Source organism: Nocardia sp. NBC_01009 (assembly GCF_045208035.1).
Taxonomy (GTDB): Bacteria; Actinomycetota; Actinomycetes; order Mycobacteriales; family Mycobacteriaceae; genus Nocardia.
The window spans coordinates 6,417,272-6,436,273 of record NZ_CP108695.1 but is presented as its reverse complement, the minus strand read 5'-3'; the positions used below and the strand labels follow the sequence as shown (position 1 = coordinate 6,436,273).

The 19,002-nt window shown below is 65.1% G+C and carries 20 protein-coding genes; 16 read left to right on the top strand and 4 right to left on the bottom strand.

The features are described 5' to 3' along the window. The first annotated feature begins 8 nt into the window (after positions 1-8). The 4 genes from OHA42_RS28795 (at position 9) to OHA42_RS28780 (ending at position 4,763) form a co-directional block, all read left to right on the top strand. A complete protein-coding gene (locus tag OHA42_RS28795) occupies positions 9-971 on the top strand; it encodes an AvrD family protein (RefSeq protein ID WP_406230926.1) in 963 nt (320 codons plus the stop codon). A 33-nt stretch (positions 972-1,004) separates the two neighbouring features. Then, the gene (locus tag OHA42_RS28790; protein WP_328402684.1) at positions 1,005-1,781 is read left to right on the top strand and encodes an ATP-binding protein; all 777 of its coding nucleotides are present in this window, start codon (positions 1,005-1,007) and stop codon (positions 1,779-1,781) included. Between the two features lie 9 nt (positions 1,782-1,790). Further along, positions 1,791-2,480, top strand: coding sequence for a class I SAM-dependent methyltransferase (locus OHA42_RS28785; RefSeq protein ID WP_328402682.1), 690 nt, complete (start codon positions 1,791-1,793; stop codon positions 2,478-2,480). A 231-nt stretch (positions 2,481-2,711) separates the two neighbouring features. Beyond that, positions 2,712-4,763 (top strand): ArnT family glycosyltransferase, encoded by a 2,052-nt coding sequence (locus tag OHA42_RS28780; RefSeq protein WP_406239662.1) that lies wholly within the window; start codon positions 2,712-2,714, stop codon positions 4,761-4,763. Positions 4,764-4,786: 23 nt separating this feature from the next. On the opposite strand, the gene OHA42_RS28775 is transcribed toward OHA42_RS28780, so the two are convergent. Then, on the bottom strand, positions 4,787-5,128 hold the full coding sequence (locus tag OHA42_RS28775; RefSeq protein ID WP_406230925.1) for an ArsR/SmtB family transcription factor: 342 nt from the start codon (positions 5,126-5,128) through the stop codon (positions 4,787-4,789). Positions 5,129-5,245: 117 nt separating this feature from the next. Beyond that, positions 5,246-5,728: a GAF domain-containing protein gene (locus OHA42_RS28770; protein ID WP_406230924.1), complete on the bottom strand. Its 483-nt coding sequence runs from the start codon at positions 5,726-5,728 to the stop codon at positions 5,246-5,248. A gap of 1,076 nt (positions 5,729-6,804) precedes the next feature. Between OHA42_RS28770 and OHA42_RS28765 the strand changes: the two genes are divergently transcribed. The 8 genes from OHA42_RS28765 (at position 6,805) to OHA42_RS28730 (ending at position 13,050) form a co-directional block, all read left to right on the top strand. Next, positions 6,805-7,419 carry a hypothetical protein gene (locus tag OHA42_RS28765; RefSeq protein WP_406230923.1) on the top strand — a complete coding sequence of 205 codons (615 nt, stop codon included), beginning with the start codon at positions 6,805-6,807 and terminating at the stop codon, positions 7,417-7,419. A gap of 259 nt (positions 7,420-7,678) precedes the next feature. Next, positions 7,679-8,023, top strand: a complete 345-nt coding sequence (locus OHA42_RS28760; protein ID WP_406230922.1) for a hypothetical protein — start codon at positions 7,679-7,681, stop codon at positions 8,021-8,023. 46 nt (positions 8,024-8,069) lie between these two features. Next, a complete protein-coding gene (locus tag OHA42_RS28755) occupies positions 8,070-8,579 on the top strand; it encodes an NADPH-dependent FMN reductase (RefSeq protein ID WP_406230921.1) in 510 nt (169 codons plus the stop codon). Then, positions 8,572-9,093, top strand: coding sequence for a flavin reductase family protein (locus OHA42_RS28750; RefSeq protein WP_406230920.1), 522 nt, complete (start codon positions 8,572-8,574; stop codon positions 9,091-9,093). The genes OHA42_RS28755 and OHA42_RS28750 overlap by 8 nt, the downstream gene beginning before the upstream one ends. Positions 9,094-9,576: 483 nt before the next feature. Beyond that, positions 9,577-9,765, top strand: a complete 189-nt coding sequence (locus OHA42_RS28745) for a hypothetical protein (protein WP_406230919.1) — start codon at positions 9,577-9,579, stop codon at positions 9,763-9,765. Between the two features lie 105 nt (positions 9,766-9,870). Further along, positions 9,871-10,707 carry a CorA family divalent cation transporter gene (locus tag OHA42_RS28740; RefSeq protein WP_406230918.1) on the top strand — a complete coding sequence of 279 codons (837 nt, stop codon included), beginning with the start codon at positions 9,871-9,873 and terminating at the stop codon, positions 10,705-10,707. A gap of 159 nt (positions 10,708-10,866) precedes the next feature. Continuing rightward, on the top strand, positions 10,867-11,145 hold the full coding sequence (locus tag OHA42_RS28735; protein WP_406230917.1) for a hypothetical protein: 279 nt from the start codon (positions 10,867-10,869) through the stop codon (positions 11,143-11,145). Between the two features lie 588 nt (positions 11,146-11,733). Beyond that, positions 11,734-13,050: a YhgE/Pip domain-containing protein gene (locus OHA42_RS28730; RefSeq protein WP_406230916.1), complete on the top strand. Its 1,317-nt coding sequence runs from the start codon at positions 11,734-11,736 to the stop codon at positions 13,048-13,050. 9 nt (positions 13,051-13,059) lie between these two features. Here OHA42_RS28730 and OHA42_RS28725 read toward each other — a convergent pair whose 3' ends face one another. Then, the gene (locus OHA42_RS28725; RefSeq protein ID WP_406230915.1) at positions 13,060-14,058 is read right to left on the bottom strand and encodes an NAD-dependent epimerase/dehydratase family protein; all 999 of its coding nucleotides are present in this window, start codon (positions 14,056-14,058) and stop codon (positions 13,060-13,062) included. A gap of 106 nt (positions 14,059-14,164) precedes the next feature. On the opposite strand from OHA42_RS28725, the gene OHA42_RS28720 reads away from it, so the two are divergent. The 4 genes from OHA42_RS28720 to OHA42_RS28705 all read left to right on the top strand — a co-directional run bounded on the left by OHA42_RS28720 (position 14,165) and on the right by OHA42_RS28705 (position 18,235). Beyond that, complete coding sequence (locus OHA42_RS28720) at positions 14,165-14,821, top strand: TetR/AcrR family transcriptional regulator (protein ID WP_406230914.1); 657 nt, start codon at positions 14,165-14,167, stop codon at positions 14,819-14,821. Further along, positions 14,802-16,412: an MDR family MFS transporter gene (locus tag OHA42_RS28715; protein ID WP_406230913.1), complete on the top strand. Its 1,611-nt coding sequence runs from the start codon at positions 14,802-14,804 to the stop codon at positions 16,410-16,412. The genes OHA42_RS28720 and OHA42_RS28715 overlap by 20 nt, the downstream gene beginning before the upstream one ends. 207 nt (positions 16,413-16,619) lie before the next feature. Next, positions 16,620-16,988, top strand: coding sequence for a nuclear transport factor 2 family protein (locus OHA42_RS28710; RefSeq protein ID WP_406230912.1), 369 nt, complete (start codon positions 16,620-16,622; stop codon positions 16,986-16,988). Positions 16,989-17,332: 344 nt separating this feature from the next. Next, on the top strand, positions 17,333-18,235 hold the full coding sequence (locus OHA42_RS28705) for a S1C family serine protease (RefSeq protein ID WP_406230911.1): 903 nt from the start codon (positions 17,333-17,335) through the stop codon (positions 18,233-18,235). Between the two features lie 23 nt (positions 18,236-18,258). Here the strand turns inward: OHA42_RS28705 and OHA42_RS28700 are convergent, their stop codons facing one another. After that, positions 18,259-18,951, bottom strand: a complete 693-nt coding sequence (locus OHA42_RS28700) for a TVP38/TMEM64 family protein (protein WP_406230910.1) — start codon at positions 18,949-18,951, stop codon at positions 18,259-18,261. Between the last annotated feature and the right edge of the window lie 51 nt (positions 18,952-19,002).

Sequence of the window (19,002 nt, the reverse complement as noted above, 5' to 3'; positions counted from 1 at the left end):
GACGCGGCATGTCCACCGAACTGATCGCATTCGACACCATCGACGCCGTATTGGGCCACCGGGAGGGCCGCTTCTTCGGCGAGGGCTACAAGCGAATTGCCCACCACATCTTCGATATCGCGCTGGATCACGATCCGGCAGGCCGGCCACGACTCACAGCCTCGGCCGGCGTGACCTATCCGCTCGACTGGTCGCAGAAGAGCTCCCGGGTGCTGGAGCCGCATCTGAGCAGCATCGATTGCTCGATCTTCGGCTATCGCCTGCTCGAGGTCATTCTGCGGGAGTTCTGCGGACTGACCGCAGGCGAAATCCGGTCGTCGTGGCTGTCCTACATCCAATTCAGCAGCGGTACCGCGGCGACCGAATCGCTCGACCAGTTCCGGATCGTCGCAACCGTCACCGCGGTCGGGGACTCCTCGATCACCGTCAACAGCGAGCTAGGTACCGCCATGGCGTTGGAAGCGACTGTCGCGCTACCGGTCACACCGCGATTGCGAACCATGGAGCCACGTACTGTGCTGGAGGAAGGACACGGATATTTTCACGGCGCGGTCTATCAGCGCGGTCAATACCTGCGCAATGTCGTGATAGCCAATGAGGAAAGTTGGGCCGGCGCCGAATTCGAACTGGTGGAGCAGGATTCGCCAGGTGGCGGGCGCGGCGTCGCCGATGCCTATCAGCCGTCGGTCACGCTGGTCGACGCGACGGTGATCCTGGCGCAGCTGTCCCAAGTCTTGCTCTACGAGCTGGACAATATAGCCCGCAAGGACAGCGAAACGCTGTGGATGCGACGGATGACCGCCCGGGCCGCGGCTGCGCCGCCGCCTTACGAGCCCGGCTCGGCATCGACACAGATGGTGCGGTCGATGATTCTCACCTTCGGCGGCGGCGATTGGCGAATATCCACCTGGGAAGCGGATTTCGCGGGTTGTGAGATCCGATACGACCTGGCCCACCGACTTCCCGCGTAGTTCGCGGAACCTGTTCTCCGAGAAAGGCATCTCATGTCGGGAATCAATTATCGACGCATCGTGATCTCCGGAACCTATTCCACCGGGAAGACCACCACTTCGACCGCGCTGTCCCTGCTGACCGGTATTCCCCGGGTCGACGCCTCGTCGGCACGTGAGGTGGTCACAGAACTGTATCCAGGTATGCGGTTCCAGGATTTGAGCACCACCGAACTCATGGCGCTCGGCTTCCGACGCCTGGAACTGCGGATCCAGGCCGAGGCCATCCTGGATGCCGAGGGCGGATTCATCGCCGACGGCTCCGTGCTCAACGAGTGGATCTATGGCACCACCCGGCTGATCACCGGCCCCAATCCCGGTTCGGCGCGGTGGCACAAGGTGCTGAAGAACACCATCACCCTGCCCGGTCGACCGTTTTATCGCCGCTATCTGAATGCCTACGGGGACATGGCAAGACAGCGCGCCAGGCAGAACTACGACATCTTCTTCCACCTCCCGGTGGAGGTGCCGATGGATCCGGACGGCCATCGCCCGGTCGACGAGCGCTACCGCGCCCTCTCCGATCAGAAGCTGCTGCATGCGATCAGTGAGCTCGGCCAGCCCGTGGTGACCGTGCGCGGCACCCCGGAGCAGCGGCTGGAATCGATCATGAAGGTACTGGACATTCCCACTGTGATGGATATCGATGTCGCGGTGAAGGAGGCGATGGAAATCGTGCGCTCCAGCCGGGAGCGGGTCCAGGAAGCGATCATCGCGCAGCAGGAACTCCCCACCCTTGCCAAGAAGATCAAGTTCGCTACCCGCGTTTAGGAGAAAACCATGACCGTTCTGTTGGATAAGACCAAGCGCTACAACCCGATCGACTCCTGGTTCTACGATAACTTCATCTCCGACGCGGTCCGTGATATGACTCCGACACTATTCGACGACGTCGCCGCCGAATTGAAGGACAAGGCACAGGTCCTCGATGTCGGTTGCGGCGGTGGACAACTCGCGGTCGGCCTGGCTACTGCCGGCAAGCACTTGCAGCTCAGCGGCATCGATCTGTCGCCGCAGCAGGTCCGGCGCGCCCAGAAGCGCGGGGCGCCGCTCGGCGGTCGCATCCAGTTCCGGCAGGGTTCGGCGATGGATCTGCCCTTCGCGGACAACAGCTTCGACGCCGTCCTCAGTTCCGGGTCGATCAAGCATTGGCCGGATCAGCGCAAGGGCCTGTCGGAAATGATCCGGGTGCTGCGTCCGGGCGGTCTGCTGCTGATCATCGAGGCCGACCGTGGCTGCACCTTCGAGGATGCCCAAGGGTTCGTCGATCGGTGGCGGCTGCCGCGTCCGATGGCGCGCGCCTGCCTGCCGTTCTTCCGCACCTACATCGCTGGTTACGGCCTCGATCTGGAGGACGGACGGCAGCTCGTCGAGGATCTGCCGGTCGCAGGTGCGACGGTCGAACGCATCGCGGGCGAGCCGGGGATCCAGATCACCGCTCGAAAAGTCGAGGTAGTGCAGCCGGTCTAGCCATGTAGCGACAGACAGCGCAGGAGACGACCCGGAGTTCCGAACGGAACTCCGGGCGTTACCTGTCGCTGGTGCGGCAGGCGTCACCGAGGTGGCGGCGGTGACACTCACAGGAAACTGCCAGCCGGTACACAGCGGACGTGATCCTGGGGTACCGAGAATTCCGCTGTGACCAATGCCGCTGAGACGTCGATCAATGCCGATGGTGCGAGTTTCGTGGAGACAGCGGAGCTGAGATCGTCGCCGGGGGACCGCAGGCACTCCGGGTTGTCCGATCGGGCATGGGAATGCCTCGGGTTGGCGACGCTGCTGGTGGGGACCAGCGTCGTGTACCTATGGAACATCACCGTCAACGGCATGGGGAATGGGTTCTATGCGGCGTCGGCGCAGGCCGGGGCCGAGAATTGGAAGGCGCTGCTGTTCGGGTCGTTGGACCGTGGCAACTTCATCACCGTTGACAAACCGCCGGTGTCGCAGTGGGTGATGGGGTTGTCCGGGCAGCTGTTCGGATTCTCCAGCGCAAGCATGTTGGTGCCGCAGGCATTGATGGCGGTGGCCGCGGTGGCGCTGGTGTACGGCGCGGTCGCTCGGGTGAGCGGGCGCGGAGCCGGACTGCTCGCGGGAGCGGCGTTTGCGTTGATGCCGGTGGCCGCCATGATGTTTCGGTTCAACAATCCGGACGCCGTCATGGTGCTGCTGATGACAGCGGGCGCCTACTGCACGATTCGGGCTCTGCCACGGGCAGGCGCCGGGTGGCTCGCCCTGGCCGGGGTCGCGCTCGGCTTCGCCTTCCTCGCGAAGATGCTCGAGGGCCTGATGGTGCTGCCCGCGTTGGGGATTGCCTATCTGCTCGCCGCGCCGACCACTCTCGGCAAGCGAATACTGCACCTGCTCGGTGCTGCCGCCACGCTCGTTGCGTCGTCCGGGTGGTATGTCGCGTTGACGATGTTGTGGCCCAAGAATTCTCGCCCCTACATGGCTGGTTCCACGGATGACACCTTCATGGACCTGGTATTCGGCTACAACGGGTTGCAGCGCATCCAGGGCCGCGATGGCGGAGCCGGGCGAGCGGGTATGCCTGCTGGTGTCCAGCCGCAGGAGGCCTATCCCGGGCGCGGGGGCTCCGGATTCGGTGGCGTCGGCTCGCACGCTGGCGGCGCCCGACTGTTCACCGGTGAAATCGGATTCGAGATCAGCTGGCTCATCCCCGCGGCGCTGCTCGCCTGCGTATTGGTGTTGCTGGCCCGTGGTCGTCGTCCGCGCACCGATCTCGTCCGAGCGGGCGCGGTCGTCTTCGGCGTTTGGTTGGTAGTGGACGGCATCGTCTTCAGCTACATGAACGGTGGCATGCACGCCTACTACACCCTCGCGATAGCGCCCGCGATCGCCGGACTGTTCGGGCTCGGTGTGCCCGAAATGTGGCGGCTGCGCGATCGCACCCTCGGCCGGTACGGCTCCGCGGCACTGATTCTCGCGAGTGGTGGCTGGGGTTTCCTACTGCTACAGCGCAATTCGGATTGGTTGCCGTTGCTGCGATGGGCGATTCTCGCCGTCACGATTGTTGCCGCCGTAGGCGTTGTCGCCACCTCGTGGTCTGGGCTGCGCCGCTTCTCGACTGTGCTGATCGCCCTCGGTGTCCTTGCAGGGCTCGGCGGCACGTCGGCATACGCGGCGGCAACGTTGGGGCAGGCGCACACCGGTGGCAGCCCCGTCGTCGGCCCTGCCGAGCCGGGACGAAGGGGTTCCAGCGGCTACCCGGGTGCAGATGCGGCGAGGCCACAATTGGATGCAATGCTGCGAGCCACCACAACGCGATGGTCTGCCGCTATCGATCACTCCTCGCCCGCGGCCGCGATCGAATTATCCAGCGACACTGCGGTAATGGCCATCGGCGGCTTCAAGAACGACCCCACTCCGACGCTCGGCGAGTTCCAGGACTATGTGAAGAAGGGCGAGGTCACCTACTACATCGTGATGCCGCCTCGGAACTCCCGAACCGAGCCAGGGCAGCAACCGGCACCGGATCAGCGGCCGGCAGCCGGACGAGATCCGGCGCAGGGCCAAGGGTCTGTACTCGGTGCAGGGCGAACGATGGACCAGGGCTCCGCATCGAACCAAGAGGCAGTGTTGGGCGAGGGGCAGACGTCGGGCTGGCAGCCGGGATCGGGCCGGGGCGGATTACCGAGCAGCGGGCATGCTGACATCGCGGAATGGGTCGGGGCTACCTTCACGCCGACCTCGGTAGGCAACGCCACCGTCTACAACCTGTTGCAGCCCAAGTAGCCGGTTGCCACCGCCGCGGCAGCTCAGGGCTCGATCGTCCCCGGCATCGCAGTGCCGCGGAGGTGATGGCGGAAGGCGAGACGGACGATGTCGGCGATGTCCGGGTGGGCGATGGCGTACACATTGTGGCGGCCCGCTTTTCGGGCGTGAACCAGACCTGCCAGCTTGAGCTTCGCTAGGTGTTGACTTACCGCGGGGACGGTTTGCCCGATTTCGGCGGCCAGGGTTCCGACGTCGCGCTCGTCCTGGCTGAGCAGCCACAGGATCTGAAGGCGGGCGGTAGCGGCGAGCATGCCGAAAACTGCTGCCGCGTCGTGTAGTCGATCTGCCGGGATGGGACCCGGCGATTCGCCGTGCTCGGTCACTTCCGCCTCCACCGTGTGGGTAGCGTCGCACGATGCGAATACTTGCGCAACTGATTGACCGCGGTTTCCGACGCGATATGGCACCGGTACACCCGGTACAAGGCCGGTGCGCTCGGTCTAGATGGCGGCCAGAAAGACGCGCGCGACGGCTTCCAGTCCGTATTGATCGATCGCATCGAAGCGGGCCGGACGCGGGCTGTCGAGATCGAAGACTCCGATGAGTTCGCCATCGCGAACGAGCGGCACGACGATTTCCGATCGGGTGTCACCGTCGCACGCGATATGCCCGGGAAAGGCATGCACGTCGGGCACGAGTTGGGTTTCGCGCGTATCGGCGGCGGTTCCGCACACGCCTTTAGCGAGTGCAATTCGGACGCATGCCGGTTTGCCTTGGAACGGCCCGACGACGAGTTCTCGCCCGTCATAGAAATAGAAGCCGACCCAATTCAGATCGGGTAGCGCGTGGAATACCAGCGACGACAGGTTGGCCGCATTGGCGATGCGGTCGGGCTCACCGGTGACCAGCGCTTCGGCCTGCTCGACGAGCTGGCGGTACTGCTCGGACCGGTCGTCGGAGAGGTTGGGAACGGCGAACGACATGGGTGAATCCTAGGACGTTCCCACGGGCAATTCTGCTTCGACCGAACCCGTTTCGCCACTGACCTCATATTGTCGAGCCTTCCCAACATCGGAGGTACCGGACAGAGTTCAGCAGGCTTCGGTTGCGCGACAATCGGCTGACGCGCCAACGTGAGATCGGAAGGCTGGTGCACCCCGACCACTCGGCACGACCCGACCGCCGGAACGACCAGCAGGAGACATCGGTGAGTCAGTTGTTGCCGATCGACTCGAGCGAACTTCGCGCGATGGTGTCGACGCTGGAGCACCTCATCTCGGCAGCGTCTCGAACCGTCGGTGAACTGAAGGCTGCCATTGCGAGCGCCGAAGCGCTCATGGACAGTGGCCGGCGCGATCACCTCCCGGACTCGCCGGTCCCGGGTGCCCATGACGCGGCACTGCCGCCCGTCACCGACACGAGTGCGGTGGTCTCGAAAGTCAATGGTCCGTCGGCGGGCAACCCCGTCGTCCGCAAGCCGGGCCCCACGCCCTGGTCACGCAGGCCACCGGTTGCACCTGCGAGCTCATCCTGCCGACCCGCGTCCGTTGCATCCTCTCGACCGTCCGCGCCACGCACGCCGAGCGCCAGGGGCGCCGCCGTGTCTGCGCTTGGTGTGCCGACTGGTGGTGGGTCCGGGGTGCCTGTGTCGGGTGTGGTGAGTGCTGGTGCTGTGTCTGTCGTACCGAGTGTCGATGCTGGAGCGGTGTCTGGGCTTGGTGTGCCGACTGGTGGTGGGTCCGGCGTGCCTGTGTCGGGTGTGGTGAGTGCTGGTGCTGTGTCTGTCGTACCGAGTGTCGATGCTGGAGCGGTGTCTGGGCTTGGTGTGCCGACTGGCGGTGGGTCCGGCGTGCCTGCGCCGCGCCTGCCGAGCCCTGATGCCGGAGTCCGGCATGCGCTCGACCTACCGAGTACTGGGGCCACTGACGAGTCTGCGCCCCCTAAACCGAGCACCGGCGCGACCGTTGTGCCCGCGCGACGGCGTCGTTGGCGGGCCAGATCTCGTCACCACGATTCCGTGATATCGCGACGACCGACCAGCGCCGGGACCGATGACGCGATGCGAATCGCCCACGAGATGGCGGCTAAACACGATCTGGAGATCATCGGGTTCGACACGGCCGGCATCTCTGAACCCACCATTCGCGAAATCGCGGTTGCTGTGGACGACATGCTCGCGAAATATCCGATTCCACTGCGTGGCATCGAGATCACCGAAACACGTGACGGTAGGCCGTCACGCCTGGTGCGGGAGCAAGTTTCTGAGGGGGAGCAACAGGGGCCCCCAGCGAACTGGATCGTCCTCGACAGGGCCGCCGTCGCGAACCCGATCCGTGCGGCCGGGGCGGTGGCCTCGGCAACCCGGACACGCGCCGGTCGGCACGACTACGACGAGCGGCCGGTGTACGTGACGATCGTTCGCGAATTCGGTCGAGCACTCGATACCGCCGGCAATTTCCGTGCGCACCAAGAAGCGCAGCGGACACTGATCACCGAGAGTTTGCGTGGTGGAGGAAGTTTCGGTCACGGCTTGCTCGACCCCGGCACGGCGTTGGTCGAAGGGTTCACCGAGGTCGTGTTGCGCGGAGACAGGGCAGGAGGGGTGGCGACAGCGCTGCATGGAGCGTTGGTGCAAATGGCAAAGGCCATCTCCGTCGACCCTGACGAACCGTAACCATTGCATCGAATTCGGAATTCCGGTTCACCCATTGATTCTCGGGATCGCGATATTGCGAAGTCTGTGCAGGCCGACCTTCTCGAACACCCTCGCCACCGCCGGACCGATCCGCCGGGACACCGATCCGATCGCACAGATTCAAACCCTCGTGCCGACCGGATAACGGTGCTGGAGTAGAAGGAGCGCCGGGTGCTCGGCCGTGCCCGGCCTCCGATCGACGGGTTCCCCGACAACATTGGAGCAGCAGCTATGACCTTTGTCGGTAGCGGTCGCGGTGGCGGAGGCGACGCTCGTCGCGGGGGGTACCGCTATCGATGCCGCGACCGACGGTGTGCCGGGGGGCGATGCACCCGAAGTGGTGGCGCACGCGTCGCTCGCGGTCGCCACGGCCAAGGTGCTGTCCGACCCAACCGCCAACGAAGTGTCGGCCGCGCTGTTCGAGGTGGGTGGAACACGCAGCGTCGCAACGGATCTGAATCTGCACCACTGCTGGCGCAATGCGCGCACCCGCACGCTGCACGACCCGGTTCGGTGCAAGTACCAGCACATCGGCCGAGCATTGCGGCACGACACGCCACCACCGCTGCACGGGGTGATCTGACCCCAACCATCAGCCGAAAGCGCCAGAGCGAGACAAGGATACGAAAGTGACAGTGACGGTCGTCGTCGGAAATCCCAAACCCGCCTCTCGAACCCTGACCGCGGCCACCCTCGTCGCGAAGAGGCTGCGCCCGGACACCGAGCCCGCGGTGATCGACCTCGTCTCCTTCGGTGCGGGCCTGCTGTCGTGGGGCGACCCCGCGGTCGCCGCGGCGGTCCAGGCCGTCGCGGCCTCGGAGCTGGTCGTGTTCGCCAGCCCCACCTTCAAGGCCACCTACACCGGCTTGCTGAAGCTGTTCCTCGAACAATTCGACGGCGGCACCGGACTAGTCGATGTCGTCGCTGTCCCGGTCATGCTGGGCGCAGGTCCCGTCCATGCGCTGGCGCCGGATCTGCTGCTGAAGCCGGTACTCGTCGAACTCGGCGCGACAGCGGCCCTGCCGGGCCTCTACCTCTCGGACCGCACATTCCAGGAAGACGGTGTGATCGAGCGCTACGCCGATCGGTGGCGTGCCGTCGCGCAGGCACTAGGCACAAGGACAGCGAATCATGCATGACCTCTTCGAGTTTCCCGCCGACGGCGCGGGCCTACGCCGCGCCTTCGCCAGCTTCCCCAGCGGCGTGGTCGCGGTATGCGCCGAGATCGATGGCGTCCGGCACGGCCTGGCAGTGAGCACCTTCGTCCCCGTCTCGCTCGACCCGCCCCTGGTTTCGTTCTGCGTGCAGAACAGTTCGGCGACCTGGCCGAAGCTGAGCCGCGCGACCTACCTCGGCCTGAGCCTGCTCGGCACCCATCAAGAAGACGCGGCCCGAGCACTGAGCACCCGCAACGGCAATCGCTTCCACAATGTCGACCTCTACCGTGGCGCCACCGACGCGATCTTCGTCGACGGCGCCTCCGCCTGGATCGAAGGCGTCGTCGAGGTCCAGGTGCCCGCGGGCGACCACGCCGTAGTTCTGCTCCGCATCAACCGCCTCGCCGCCCCCGGCGAGGTCGACCCACTTGTGTTCCACGGCAGCAAGTTCCGCACGCTGCATCCGCACAACAAAGTCAGCGAGATAGCCGGCTGACGGACAGGATCCACTGATACTCCGAGAACGCCGAAATCAGACCCAGCGGTACGACACTCGCATTGTGCGGCCGGGGATTCTGTCGCGTTGGTGAACACTTGCGCAACTGATTGACGGACACGCAAGTTCGGGTTTCTAATGAATGGTGGCGCAATTCGTGCGCCGGGATCAACCACACGAAGCGGGGTGAGCGGCAGATGCCGGATGACAGTATCGACGTCTACAGCCGGGTTGCTCTCGCGAAACAGGTTGTGCCCGCTCGTCGTTGACCTGTGCGCGTCGTCCGCTGCCGACGAGTCGTCGGCAGCGACACACATCCAGCAAAACCTCTCGACCCGACAGACCGGTGCTTCGGACCTTCCGGGCGCCCGGTCTCTTGCGTTCGGTACGGCCTGGCGAATCTCGCTGTGGTCGGCCGATACCCGGGCGCGGCTCGATGCCGCGCAGCCACATCAAGACGACGGCAAGTATTGGAGCCCTACCATGGCCACCCTGTTCAACAAGGTCGAATCACCACATCGCGCACCGAATCTGGAGCGCCAGGCGATCTGGTTCACGATCGGCCTCTATCTGCTGATCAGTGCGGCCCTGCTGACGATGCACTATGTGCATGTGCAACAGCCGGTCGGGTCGTCGTCGGTCTCACCCGCACACTCCTCCTACGGGCAGTAGCCGATGACAACGACCGCCGCGGCCGTACTCACCGACCGATTCGACACCGACGTTCTACAGCAGCACTGGATTCCACTCTCCGCCACCGACTCCGACACCGCGGCGGTGCTGCGGGAGCGGCTCGGTGTCGATTTCGCGACGGCGAGGAATCGAGTATGGGAGACGGACGATTTCATCTACTTGCCGGTCGTCGTCAACCACAAACGTGGCGACACCATTGAACGCGACACGATCATGTTCGCCCTGGGCAGCGACTTCCTGGTGACGTTGCAACCGGACGGTCCCTTCACCCTGTTCGATAAGGCCGTCGCCAAGATGCGCCGCAATCCGGCGCTTACCGGCTCCCCGCATGGCGTGATGTACGCGCTGCTATGGGCGCTGAACGAGGAATCGGAGCGGGTGATCCACTACGCAAGCGACGCACTTGAAGCGATGAACGACGACATCGAAATGGCCACCAACGGCTACGACCGCCGCGGCCGCGAGATCGGCGTTGCGGACATGCGCGGCACTATGTCCCGGATGAACGCGGCCGAGCAGATCGTCTCCCGCGTCCAGGAGACTCAACTGCAACTGGCCCGCGCTGCCCGCCACCTGATGGCCGACACGCGCGGCGGCGACCTCGACGGCTTGATCGCCATCCTGATCGCCGATATGGACGGTGTAAAGCAACACGCGGGTTTCGAGCACGACAAGGTGCGCTATCTGCAACAGTCGGTGATGACCTGGCTGGATGTGAAGCAGAATCAGATCGTCAAGGTGTTCACGATCATTACCGCCGTCTTTCTGCCGCCGACGCTGATCGCGACGTTCTACGGCATGAATTTTACCTGGATGCCGGAACTGGAATGGCAGCACGGCCTCCTGGCCACCACGGTGATGACCCTGGTGGCGGCGGTGATTCCGTTGGTCTATATCAAACGGAAGGGATGGTTGCGCTGAACGTTCAGCTCGTGATGACGCCGAACCATGCGGAGGCGGCGATGAGGATCAGCGCGATCCCGATGGCAGCGTGAGTGGTGTAGGCGTGACGCACGGCGACCCCTTCAGAAGAAGTTGAAGCGTTCGGTGTGGACATTCCCAGGGACTCCGACGGCAGATATGTATGCGGACGGTTGGATCGCTGACAACACGCTACTTTCCGCGCACGCGGCGGGGCGTATTTCGCGCACGGTGTCGTCGCAGATTCGAGGAATTGTTATCCGCTCACGGCTGGTGACGGGCGTCGGCTCGACGTCACGATCGGGATCGGAAGTATGCGCGGTCGGGCGTGATGTGGCCGGCGTCGACGAGGAGGGCAAATGCGGCCGCTTTGCGGGCACAGCGACGAGTCCGACAATTTATGTGCTGCTGCATCACCGTGTGCGCCTGGTCGATTGAGAGGGAGGTTTCGGGGGCGGTGTGGGCATTCGCCCGCGCTGCGGGAATCGACGATTTGTTATCGCGTCGAGGACTTTCGTCTCGGCGAGGCGGCGGCGAAGATGGCAAGAAAGTAAGCGGTCGATGGAGCAGGGACGTGGGCCACACGACTACGGCTGCGAACGTAATCACGACGGTGACCAGGGAAATGTGCAGTGGGGTCATCGAATCGACCGCCTGTCTTGCGGGTGACAAAAACCAGACCGGGTAAAGGACACCTGGGCGGGAGTGCATCGCACTCGGCAGCGGTATCACTGTTGCCGGCACCAGCTCGGTACCGACCGAGGCTCCAGCAGGGCCGATCAGTGTGTAGGCCGAAGAGAGCCGATTATGTTTGCCAGGCTGTGACAGCGTCTGCGCCGCCGCTCTTGTGAAGCGGCCAGCATCCTCGCAGCGTACGCGGATACCGGCCGTCGATGAGTCAATTTGGATATTCCGTTCACGATTGTGTAACCGCCAGGACAACAGACTGTCGGTCGTGCAGCCATCGGAAAGGCGGACTCGCCAGGTAGGCAGGCACCGGTGGCCGGCACGGATTACGGTTCGCCCATGACGACTGACGAGCCTGCCGATCGACCTGTCCGCCACCTGCGGCTGCGGGGCTGGATCGCCCCGATCGCCGTGGTCACGCTGCTCATGGCGCTGTTGGCGACGATGTATCTCGCGTACGTGGTCAATCCCACGAAGAACCTGCACGATTTCCCGGTCGCGCTCGTCAATCAGGACGACGGCGACGTCCTCGGTGACAAGCCGGCCAACGTGGGCAACCAGATCACCGAGGCGCTGGTCGCGAACCTGCCGTCCGACAAGATCGACCTGCATGTCGTCGGATTCGCCGAAGCTCAGCGGCAGCTACGGCAGGGGCATGCTTACGGCGCCATCGTCATACCCAGTGATTTCACCAAACGGCTGGCAATTCTCGGCGCCGCCGGTGTCGTGCCGGGAGCCGTCGAGCAGCCCGTGATCACCGTGCACACGAACCCCCGCGCCGGCAGCTTCGCCACCGCGGTCATGCAGCGCATTGCCGATGAAGCATTGAGCAGGGTCGACGAAACAGTCGGCAAGCAACTCATCGATACCGTGCACGCCAGGTTGCAGCCGAGCCCAGGCACGCCCGGGACCGAGCTTGCGGGCGCCAGCCAACTGATGCTCGCCCATCCGATCCAGGTGGTGGTCGCGCCGTATCGCCCGCTGCCCGACGGCACCGGACAGGGTCTGTCCGCGTTCTTCTACACGCTGCTGGTCTTGCTCGCGGGCTTCACCGGCGCAATGACGATCCACTCGATGACCGATTCCGCATTGGGATTCGCGCCGACCGAGTACGGGCCGTGGTACGTGCACTATCCGTCGGCCCCGATATCCCGGTTCCGAACCCTGCTGCTGAAGTGGGCGATCCTGGCCATCACCGCACCCATCGTCTCGGCACTTTTCCTCGGCGTCGCCACGCTGTTGGATGTGCCGCTAGACCACCCGTTGGCTCTGTTCCTTTACTGCGTGCTCGCGATCTTGGCCGTCGGCGTCACCGCGCTGTCGGTGCTCGCCGCTTTCGGCACCGCGGGCCTGCTGGTCAACCTCATCCTGTTCATCGTTCTGGGCCTGCCGTCTTCCGGTGGCACCGTCCCCATCGAAGCCACACCGGAATACTTCGCCTGGCTGGCTACTTTCGAGCCGATGCACCAGGTCTTCCTCGGCGTCCGGTCGATTCTGTACTTCAACGCCAACGGTGCGGCCGGGTTGTACCGAGGCACCGGGATGGCGGTGCTCGGCTTGGCCATCGGGCTGTTGGGGGGCGCTGTGGTCACGCGCTTCTACGATCGAAAGGGGTTGCAGCGCAAACCTGCCGTGGCCGCACAGTCCGGTCGTTGATGGATTCGCTCACGAGCCGCCCGCGGCCTCGGCGTAGTACGGCGATAGTCGGAGCATCGCGCGTTCGGCGAACGGGCGGCTCAGCGGCATCAAGTGGCGCTTCCAGCCGAGTGTCGCGGCGATATCGGCGGTGATGGTGTCGAAGTCGCAGCGCTGATACCAGAGCATCCGCTGGCTCGCCTCGGTGTCGAGCCAGTCGGTGGCGTAGGTCTTGTCGCTGAACGCCGACTCCGGCAGCATCCGCAGCCCCATCGCACGGAGGACACCGGCGACGAACTGTCGGTAGGTGACCTGGCACGAGGTGCCGCCGCCGATAAACATCGTTGTGCCCCAGACCAGTTCGGTCTCCAATGCGTTGGCCATGGCCAACGCGGCGTCCGCGGGGTGGAGCACCTCGATCCGGTTGTCGAGGCCGATCTCGAACATGATCGGCTCTGCCTTGCGCACGCCGATGATCGGCACGTCGGCGAAACGCGGGATGAACCAGGTCAGTCCGCTGCGCCGCACCAGCGCCTCGCCCTCGATCTTGTGTCTGCTGTAGGCATCGGTGGCCCGTAGCGGATCCTCGACGTGGCGCGGCGGCGGCTTGTCCAGCGTGCGACCGTGCACGTCGAAGGTAGACGCGAAGATCAGCCGGGGCGATTTCGACTGTGCGCGGCAGGCGGCGATCACGTTGGCGGTGCCCTCGACATTGACCTGCCTGGCGTACTCGGGATCGTCGTCGCTGGCCGGTGGAATCAGTGCCGCGAAATGCAGCACCACCTCGACACCGGCCACAGCATCGGCGACCGCGCCCGCGTCACGGATGTCTACCCAGCGGACATCGGTGACGGACACGAATCGCGCCGCACGTCGCTCGTCCGCGGGTGTGCGCGCGGCCAAGCAGCGGACCTCATGTTTGCGCCGCAGCAGCTCGGCGAGCACGTGTGAGCCGATATTGCCGAACGCTCCGGTGAGCAACAGATTCACTACCGCACCACATTCTCGCGGGACTGTCTTTCCTGCCACGGTATCTGCTCCGACCTATCGATGGCCGCTGCGCAGCATGATCGGCTGCCGGCCGGACCGATATTGCAGTTTATGAAATATTGCAGATCGTGCTAAATTATCTGGCATGTCACAGGCGAAGCGCGACGCGCCACCGATGGGGCTGCGCGAGCAGAAGAAGCGCAGGACCCTCATCGACCTCAGCCTCGCCGCACGGCGTTTGGCGGTCGAGCATGGGCTCGACGCGACGACCGTCGATGACATCGCGAAGGCGGTCGGGGTCTCGCCTCGCACGTTCTTCAACTACTACGAGACGAAGATGGACGCGGTGGTCGGCCCGGTCGGCGAGATCGGCACACCGGAACTGCGGGAGCAGTTCATCGCGGGCGGTCCGACCGGCGTCCTCATCGACGATCTCACCTGGCTGTTCGCCTGGGGATTCGAGCCGGAAAGCGAAGTGCGCGAAGGCATCTCGCTGGTGACAGAGATCATCAAGACCGAGCCGAGGGTGTTAGCGGCCTTCGTCGCCTCCGGTGTCCGGCTGGAGGCCGCCATCGGCGAACTTCTGACGGCGCGGATGGGCGCTGCGGCAACACCCGAATTCGCCGCGCTCACAGCGGGACTCGTGACGACCATCACCTCCGGGGCGGTGATGTCCTTGGCCGATGACCCGACCGGGTCACTGGCGACTGCAATACGCAATCACTGTGCAATGGCTGCTCGGTTGTTCGACCAGCCGGCCGGCTCGAAAAGGAGACATGTCGATGACCACGACGGCTGCTGATTCGCCGCCTACCCCTATTGTCCTGACCCAGAAGCGGATCTGGCTGATCTTCTCCGCGCTGATCGCGGGGATGTTCCTGGCCAGCCTCGATCAGATGATCGTCGGCACCGCGATGCCGACCATCGTCGGCGATCTGGGCGGCATCTCCCACATGGCCTGGACCGCCACTTCGTATCTGCTCGCCACCACCATCGTGATGCCGATCTACGGCAAATTCGGCGATATGTTCGGCAGGCGTTGGCTTTTTCTGTTCGCGATCACAGTGTTCACCGCCGCCTCGATCGGTGCGGCCGCCTCGACGGGCTTCTGGGAGTTCATCGTTTTCCGCGGGCTGCAGGGTGTCGGTGGTGGCGGCCTGATGATCCTGGCGCAGGCCATCATCGCGGATGTCGTGCCTGCCAAGGATCGTGGCAAGTACATGGCTCCGATGGGCGCTGTGTTCGGCATCACTTCGGTCGCGGGCCCGCTGCTCGGCGGCTTCTTCGCCGACCATCTCGACTGGCGCTGGTGCTTCTGGATCAACGTGCCGATCGGAATCGCGGCGCTGGTCATCGCATTCCGCTATCTGAACATCCCCAGCCACCGGCCCGAAAGCCGGCCCGACTATCTCGGTGTCGTGTTGATGTCGTCGACGACCACGCTGCTGATCTTGATCACCGATTGGGGTGGCAAGCAGTACGCCTGGGGTTCGACGGTGATCGTGACGATGATGGCCGCGCTCGTGGTCGTGGTCGCTGCGTTCGTGATGGTGGAGGCGCGCGCCGAGGAGCCGATGCTGCCGCTATGGCTGTTCGGCAACCGGACCTTCGTGCTGACCTCGGTGATCGGATTCCTGGTCGGTCTCGTGATGTTCGCGGCGCTCGCCTTCATCCCGACCTACCTGCAGATGGCTACCGGCGCCTCCGCGTCGGTCTCCGGCCTGCTGTTGATACCGATGATGGTCGGGCTGATGCTCACCCTGATGACCTCGATGGCCGCGATTACCAGGACCGGCCGATACCGGGCCTACCCGCCGCTGGGTGCGGCGCTGATCGCCCTCGACATGCTGTGGTTGACCCGCTTGGACGCGAATACCGCGATGTGGGTTGTTTCGGCGATGCTGTTCGTGATGGGCGCCGGACTCGGCTTGCTCATGCAGATCATCGTGCTCGTCGTACAGAATGCCGTGGCGCCCAATCAGATCGGCACCGCAACCAGTGCCAACAACTACTTCCGGGAAATGGGCGGGGCGCTCGGGGTAGCGATCTTCGGCTCCATCTTCACCAGTCGGCTGACCGACGGCCTCACCGAGGTGTTCGTAGCGCACGGGCCGGAGGCGGCGGCGTCGAAACTCGATTCGGGCGCGCTGGTGCCGTCGGTGGTCAAGCACTTGCCGGACAACCTGCACGACGCGATCGTCGGTGCGTACGTCGACGCCCTCGTACCCGGCTTCTGGTACCTGATCCCCGGCGCGTTGCTCGCCTTGCTGCTCGCGTTGTTCATTCCGCACCTGAAACTCTCCGATGAGGCGGGCATGGTCGCCCGCGGCGAAGCGGTGATGGCGGAGGCCGACGATCGTGAGCCGGACCCGGAGCTGGTAGCCGAACGCTGAGATCACCTGCGCGACACCGCCATCGGATACGACAATGTCGTGCTCGATGGCGGTGTCTGCCAGTGTCTGCCGCACCTACTCGGGCGCGCGCTGAATCATTACCTCCGGCGTAATCGACTCGCCGACCGGAACCGGGCATGGTTGAGGCATCCGGTTCGAGCAATCGAACTGGAGGACCAAAACTGTTACGGCAGAGGAGAATTCAGCATGTCGCAGTATGAGGATGCGGTGGGCCGGTATTTCACGGCGTGGAATGCCACCGACGACGAGGCACGCGCCGCGGCGGTCGCCGCCGCATGGACCGAGGACGGGTCCTACACCGATCCGCTTGCCGACGTCAGCGGGCATGGGGATCTGGCCGCGGCGATCGGGGGCGTGCAGCAGCAGTTCCCCGGTTTCGAGTTCCGTGTGGTCGGCGCTGTGGACGGGCATCATGACACCGCTCGGTTCTCGTGGGAGTTGGTCTCGGTGGCCGACGGGAGCGCGCCGGTCGCCGGCTCGGATGTGATCACGCTGGCACCGGACGGGCGCATTGTCGGTGTATACGGCTTCCTGGACCGTGTGCCGTCGCCGTAATCGGATCCCGATCCGCGGCACGAGGGCGCGGCGGAGTCACCCTGGCATCGACGATGAGCTGCGCCGTATGGTGCAAGCGCGGGCACAACGACACAGGGCCCGCCGCTGACCGCACTCCTGCTCGAGCGTGCCGAGCAGGGTTTCACCGCGTGTTGCACGGATCGGCGCGTTGACCTCGTCGGCGGCCGGGCATTCGCCGATTGCGCCGGAGGCGAACAGGGTGCGCAATCGGCTGCGAAAGGCGCATCCTGGTGAGGGCAGGTTATGAGTCGGGCAGCAGGATGGGGGCCGTCGTGGACGACGAGTCGATTCGGTCCTCGGCAGAGCGGACGGAAAATGCTGCGATGGACGCCTATTCGCGGACAGTGATCGCGGTCGCGGCATCGGTGACGCCGCACGTGGCAAGCGTGCGGACGCGGCGGGGGTCCGGGTCGGCGGTGGTGTTCACCGACGACGGCTTCCTCTTGACCAACGCGCACGTCGTCGGCTCGGCCAGTAATGGCGAGGTGGTCTTCGCCGACGGAGTGGAATCGCGGATCGACGTTGTCGGCATCGATCCGCTGTCGGATCTCGCGGTGCTGCGGGCCCGTGGCGGAGCGCCCGGCGCGGTCGTTCTCGGCGACGCCGACAAGCTGGTCGTCGGCCAGCTGGTGGTTGCGGTAGGAAGTCCCCTGGGGTTGGCGGGCTCGGTCACCGCGGGCGTGATCAGTGCGCTCGGCCGTGCCGTGCCGGTCGCGTCGCGGCGGGCGGGGCGGGTGATCGAGGACGTGATCCAGACCGACGCCGCACTGAATCCCGGCAATTCCGGTGGTGCGCTGGCAGATTCGTCGGGTCGAGTGGTCGGGGTGAATACCGCGGTGGCGGGCGTCGGCCTCGGCCTTGCGATTCCGATCAACACGACGACCCGGCGCATCATCAGCACCTTGCTCAGCGAGGGGCGGGTGCGCCGGGCCTACCTCGGTCTGGTCGGGGTGCCCGCGCCGCTGCCGGCGAATGTCGCCGCGCGTACCGGGCAGCCTGCGGGCGTGCGCGTCGTGGAGGTGGTACGCGGCGGTCCCGCCAACCATGCCGGATTGCGCCGCGGTGATCTGGTGCTCAGCGTGGCGCGCTCGGAAGTGCGTGATGCGCAAGGCATTCAACGTCAACTGTTCGCCGACGCGATCGGGGTCTCGCTACCGGTGACGGTGCTGCGCAACGGAGCGATGGTGGACGTGTTCGCGGTGCCGATCGAGCTGACCGTGGACTGACGCGCTGTGCCGTCGTTGGTGCCCTACTCGGACACCGAGACCTGCGCGGGGGCAGCCGCTGCGGGGGCGGATTCGTGGGTCTGCGTCCATCGAGCATCGACGACGAGGCCGACGATCCCGACGGCAATACAGACGGCCGACACCACGAACATGGCGGGATGAGTGCCGCCGGTGAGCGCGTCGCCGAGGATGACGGTGCCCACGGTGCCGGGCAGGATGCCGGCGACAGTGGCGACCATGTAGGGCCAGAACCGGATCGAGGACAGCCCACAGCAATAGTTGATCACCGAGAACGGCGCGAACGCGATCAGCCGCAGCGAACCGACGGCCAGCCAGCCGCGGCGTTCCAGGCGATCATCGATGGCGCGCACGGCCGGGTGGGTGAGGTGCGCCGCCACTCGGTCCCGATCGAGCGCGCGCACGAGCAGGATCGCCAGGGCGGCGCTGACGGTGGTGGCCGAGACCGCGAGCGCGATGCCGAGTGCGGGACCGAAGAGCACCCCGGCGCTCACCGTCAACACCGTGCGCGGCACCGGCGCTACGGTGACCAGTGCGTGCACCACGAAGAACAGCAGTGGAAAGAGCGGACCGACCGTGCTCGCCCACTGCTGCATCTGCTGCGGGCTCGGTAGCGGGACCAGCATCGCCGCGACGAATAGCACGCCGCCGCCGACGAGCAGCGCGACGATACGCGGGTCACGGATCAATCTGGTCACCCGTGCGAGGTTACCGGTTGGTAGTGGCGGCCACGCTCAACCGACCGGATA

Coding starts and splice junctions, on each gene's coding strand:
- OHA42_RS28765 (WP_406230923.1), top strand. CDS start 6,805: ATGCGAATCGCCCACGAGATGGCGGCTAAACACGATCTGGAGATCATC.
- OHA42_RS28705 (WP_406230911.1), top strand. CDS start 17,333: ATGGACGCCTATTCGCGGACAGTGATCGCGGTCGCGGCATCGGTGACG.
- OHA42_RS28790 (WP_328402684.1), top strand. CDS start 1,005: ATGTCGGGAATCAATTATCGACGCATCGTGATCTCCGGAACCTATTCC.
- OHA42_RS28750 (WP_406230920.1), top strand. CDS start 8,572: ATGCATGACCTCTTCGAGTTTCCCGCCGACGGCGCGGGCCTACGCCGC.
- OHA42_RS28730 (WP_406230916.1), top strand. CDS start 11,734: ATGACGACTGACGAGCCTGCCGATCGACCTGTCCGCCACCTGCGGCTG.
- OHA42_RS28795 (WP_406230926.1), top strand. CDS start 9: ATGTCCACCGAACTGATCGCATTCGACACCATCGACGCCGTATTGGGC.
- OHA42_RS28720 (WP_406230914.1), top strand. CDS start 14,165: ATGTCACAGGCGAAGCGCGACGCGCCACCGATGGGGCTGCGCGAGCAG.
- OHA42_RS28735 (WP_406230917.1), top strand. CDS start 10,867: ATGTATGCGGACGGTTGGATCGCTGACAACACGCTACTTTCCGCGCAC.
- OHA42_RS28770 (WP_406230924.1), bottom strand. CDS start 5,728: ATGTCGTTCGCCGTTCCCAACCTCTCCGACGACCGGTCCGAGCAGTAC.
- OHA42_RS28710 (WP_406230912.1), top strand. CDS start 16,620: ATGTCGCAGTATGAGGATGCGGTGGGCCGGTATTTCACGGCGTGGAAT.
- OHA42_RS28745 (WP_406230919.1), top strand. CDS start 9,577: ATGGCCACCCTGTTCAACAAGGTCGAATCACCACATCGCGCACCGAAT.
- OHA42_RS28785 (WP_328402682.1), top strand. CDS start 1,791: ATGACCGTTCTGTTGGATAAGACCAAGCGCTACAACCCGATCGACTCC.
- OHA42_RS28715 (WP_406230913.1), top strand. CDS start 14,802: ATGACCACGACGGCTGCTGATTCGCCGCCTACCCCTATTGTCCTGACC.